This is a genomic window from Paenibacillus sp. 01T422 (genome assembly GCF_056398785.1).
On the sequence record NZ_JBFTQB010000544.1, the window covers coordinates 1 to 4,408 of the forward strand.

Annotated in this window: 5 protein-coding genes; all 5 read right to left on the reverse strand. The window is 40.1% G+C overall.

The genetic code is table 11. The features are described 5' to 3' along the window. Positions 1 to 31: 31 nt before the first annotated feature. The 5 genes from AC1DUA_RS25395 to ltrA all read right to left on the reverse strand — a co-directional run bounded on the left by AC1DUA_RS25395 (position 32) and on the right by ltrA (position 4,094). Positions 32 to 355, reverse strand: coding sequence for a hypothetical protein (locus AC1DUA_RS25395; RefSeq protein WP_477502414.1), 324 nt, complete (start codon positions 353 to 355; stop codon positions 32 to 34). Positions 356 to 436: 81 nt separating this feature from the next. Next, on the reverse strand, positions 437 to 799 hold the full coding sequence (locus AC1DUA_RS25400; RefSeq protein WP_477502415.1) for a hypothetical protein: 363 nt from the start codon (positions 797 to 799) through the stop codon (positions 437 to 439). Between the two features lie 142 nt (positions 800 to 941). Further along, complete coding sequence (locus AC1DUA_RS25405) at positions 942 to 1,457, reverse strand: GNAT family N-acetyltransferase (RefSeq protein WP_477502416.1); 516 nt, start codon at positions 1,455 to 1,457, stop codon at positions 942 to 944. Positions 1,458 to 1,655: 198 nt separating this feature from the next. Next, a complete protein-coding gene (locus AC1DUA_RS25410; protein ID WP_477502417.1) occupies positions 1,656 to 2,666 on the reverse strand; it encodes a phosphotransferase enzyme family protein in 1,011 nt (336 codons plus the stop codon). A 54-nt stretch (positions 2,667 to 2,720) separates the two neighbouring features. Further along, positions 2,721 to 4,094: a group II intron reverse transcriptase/maturase gene (gene ltrA / locus AC1DUA_RS25415; protein ID WP_477502418.1), complete on the reverse strand. Its 1,374-nt coding sequence runs from the start codon at positions 4,092 to 4,094 to the stop codon at positions 2,721 to 2,723. Positions 4,095 to 4,408: the final 314 nt, after the last annotated feature.

Genomic DNA, 4,408 nt, shown 5'->3' on the forward strand with positions numbered 1-4,408 from the left:
AACTTAATCAACTCATGTCAAATGAACTTAATCAACTCATGTCAAATGTTGTCCAACCAACTTCAAGTATTTTAGTTTGAAAATCCCTGAATTCTTTCTTTGCATTAAAATCCGTAAATTCAATCTTGGTAAAGGGCTTTGTAAAGAATGTAAAACAAAATGGATTTGCACAGATATCCCGTTCTCCGACACACCTGCTCTTGGTACGAAAAGTTTGAACTTCATCATCCGTCCAACTATTTTTCCTCTTGTTATACATAACCCAATTTTCATTACACTCTTTAAAATCAACGTAAGTTTCTTCATCTAAATTAACGAAGGTAAAACCCTCTGATGTTACCTCACGGATCCTCAAAAATATCTCACCCCACTTAAATTCATTCTACGTACTTTTTAACTATCGTTCACCGAACGCTTAATTTGTTTCTTGCACCAGTTAAATACGATTACCTTTCCAATCAACAAAAATCAGTTGGTCTTTTGGAAGCAGGCACCATTCAATAATTATCCTAACAAGACCAGGTGTGATAATACGATCATCCCAAATTGGAGTTTGTACTCTAACCCAACCTTTACGATAATGATTTTCTAAGCCCACAAACTCCTTACCCTGTATTACAATATGTGGTGTCTTATCATGGTCTGACTGCGCTACATAATATGAAACAATTAATTTCTTATCTTCTGAAACAATACTAAGATTAATTTTTCCATAATCTTCGTCATCTTCTTTGACATTCCAGTAATACCTCTTGCCACTGCACTCTAACTTCCGTCTTCCTTTTGAGTTTACTCCCAAAGACTTGTTCCTCTCTTATATAGTCATATTCGCTTTACGTGTTTATTCGAGGCAGCATCGAAGTATCTGCCCGTAATGAAACTGCTTATCTTTAAGTATAAACATCCTACTCAGGCACACAAAAAAACATATGAAGAACTTCTTACTTTAATTTCGTTTTTATCAAATACAAGACTAGATCATCATCTACGCGAACTTGAGTTCCAGATTCGACAGGCATGTTATTGTATATTATTCCTCTACCATCGGGGATGAAACCACGCTTAATGTAGAGCCTTTGCGCAGTTCCATAATCAGCATATAGACCAAATCCAATCCCAATAGAATCCGACTTAGAGAAAGCATTTTCTTCAAGAGCCTCAATTAGAATGCTACCTATACCACGTTTCCTATATGGAGGAATGACGTCAAAGTTTTGAATTTCAGGTATTCCATTTTCTGCGAAATAAAGATATTGGGATTTGTATACGACATGTCCCCACCCTACAAACTCATTCTCATAAAACGCTAAGAGCGTGACTCTTTCTTTACTTTGATTTTCTTCCCAGCATCTTTCAACATAATCACGAGGTTTACTGATGTCATGACCAGACAACCCCAAATATATCAAATCAATAGTGTTCTGTGTCATTGGACGGATTTGAATAGGCATACTCATAACGTTTTTTCCTCCTAAGTTGAAAATTGACCCCAAAATTGCCTCACTATCTAACATGATACAAATTAATTAAGTTTAGGTTGATAGAGAATAGCTATTGTTAAATTCTCCTGCCCGTTAAAGAAGTCACGGACTGCCATCCACTAGCAGTAGCCCTTCTTATATTTTCCCTGATATAACAAGCTTTTCATATTTACATCATAGACTTGTGAAATCCAAGTCGATATACGGAATATCATTTTTTATATTGTTAATATAAAAAGTTAATGCTTCCTTATTCCAATCATTCCAATTTTCAAAGTTACCCATATCAGCACTACGGTGTATAAGACCAATAACGATAGCTTGTCTTAAATTTATAAATAATGGAATGGCATCTAGTACACTACGGCTTAATGTATTTTCTTTGGAGTATCCTTGAAAAAAGTTGAAAATAAATCGCTTTGTTATTGTCTTTCGTTTATTTACATCTGCAATGATAAACGGAATTGGAGTTTCATGAAATATCGATGTTGCAATTTCAGAAGCAAACCAACTATACTCGCATTGATCAAAGTCAATAATACTTGGGCGATCTTCATGATTCAGATAATTACCCGGACTAATGTCTCCATGTATAAGCCCAAATGAATCTCTATCTTTTGACAATAAGTGAATTTGACTTATTATTAACTCAAGTTTTTGTTGAAGCATCTCATTAGGTACATAATTTTGAAATTTTAAAATAGCTGCATTATCATTCCAATTGTACCTTTTTTGAATAGGAGAAAACTGTTTTGATAACTTATGCATTCTCCCAGTAAACCTGCCAATTCGTTCATAAAAGATATCACTTTCGACGCAAATTTCAGCCCTTCTGCCAGGAGCGAATTCAAATGCAGTTGCAATAAAACAGTTTTCATTTTGTTCAATAACTTCTACATATTCATCTTGATTAGAAAGTAAGGCTTTCGATACAGTCATTCCGGAATCTGCTAGATAAGAAATAAACTCGATCTCAGCAAGAGTCATATCCTTACTCCTATGAGAGCTATGAGCAATCCTTAATATCACATTTATTAATTCGCGTTTCCCTAAAAATACAAAATTCTGAAAACCGTCCAGTTCTATAGTATCTGCAAAGTTAATGCCAAACCGACCTGCTGCCTCTAAAAAAATTTCTTTTGTAAATTTGTCTTTAATAGCACTTTCGATTAGAATTACCTCCAAATAAATAATGTTTATTTCTGTAGAGTAGGGGACTGGTTTCCCAGTCCCCCCTCATCAAACCGTACGAGCGGTTTTCCCGCATACGGCTTTCCGATGTTCTTCACCTTGGGYAGTATAGCTACCCCAAGCGCTTACTCGTTTCAKGCCCATACGGCCAAGTACCTCGGCGACCCTCCTCGGGTGCAGTTGGTTTCGCTTGTGCTTTTTGTTCCAGTACAGTGTCAGTCTACGAATAATATGCCAGTCCACTTTTAATAGAAATTTGTTCGACATGCCAGGATCTAYACTACCATAATAGTTCTTCCATCCTTGTATAACGGGATTGAGCTTGTCTACCATTTGCTTTGGTGACCAGTAAAGTCGCGCACGTGGCGCTGTTACTTCCTTTACTTTGTCACGCATCTTCTTCATCGCCTTTTTAGATGGAATACTTCGCAGGTCATAGAATTTCCCCGACTTAAACAATTTCGGCATGCGGCGGTGATGGAATCCGAGAAAGTCGAATCCCTCTTTATCCAGCCACAGGTTCACAAGCTTGGACTTGTTCGTGTTCATTGTCAATTCCAGTTTCCTGAAAACTGCCTTAAGCACCTGAATGGCTTCCATAGCGTGGGGTTTATTTTCACATAAGATAACTAGATCATCCGCATATCGCACCAATGTACCAATATGGGAATATTGCTTTYCCCAAAGGGTATCGAGATAGTTCAGGTAGATGTTCGCGAGTAGCGGTGAGATAACTCCACCCTGAGGGCTTCCGATCTCCGTGTTATGAACCTGTCCATCTTCCATGACACCGGCTTTCAGCCACTGTCGAATAAGTTTCAACACTCTTCGGTCACTCACCCGTTGTTCCACGAGTTTGAGCAATTTGTCATGTGGGATATTGTTAAAGTAACCGGCGATGTCTACATCAACCACCCAGTACACTCTCCCGTAGTTCACTGTCTTGTGTATCCGCTCAATCGCCTGTTTCGCGCTTCGCTTCGGTCGGAACCCAAACGAGCAATCCTTGAAATCCGCCTCGAATATTGCCTCAAGGACGATTTTCGTTGCCATTTGTACCAGTCTATCCTGAATGATGGGTATTCCGAGCGGACGTGTTTTACCATCGCCCTTCGGTATATCCCTCCTCCGAACCGGCTTAGGACGGTAGAGGTTTTCCACTAACTGGCGTTGTACGTCCATCACGAATCGCTCTTCTCCATACTCCTGTACAATGTGCTGAATAGTCACACCGTCGATACCGGCGCTTCCTCGATTTGCTTTGACCCGTTTCCATGCTTCCCACATGACATCTGTCCGGTACACTTTGTCGTACAGAGCATGAAATCTGCGCTTGTTACTTGCCTTAGCCGCAAGGTAGAGGGTCCTTTGGAGTTCTTGAACTTTTACTTTGGTGTAGTTAGCAGATTTCACTGCATTCACTCGCTCTTACCTCCATTGTTACCCGTAAACAAAGTAAGGGTGCTTTCCTCCCGCAGGTTATGTTGTCCTGCGTTCATAGGTACTACCACCCTCTCCGACTCCCTTCTCGCCGCTTACCACTTCACCCTCCGGGCTTATAGGTTCGCGCTTTACGACGCTGTCGTGCGAGGTAGGGTCTCCCTAGTTCCAGACACAACTGTTACTACATGCTGCTCCCCATACACCGGAGGATTCTTCCGCGCTGCTTTTCCAAGTTCTTCACGCGTTCCGTGGCCTTCACCGTACAATACGGGGTTCGGCTCCCTCTTGTCCCT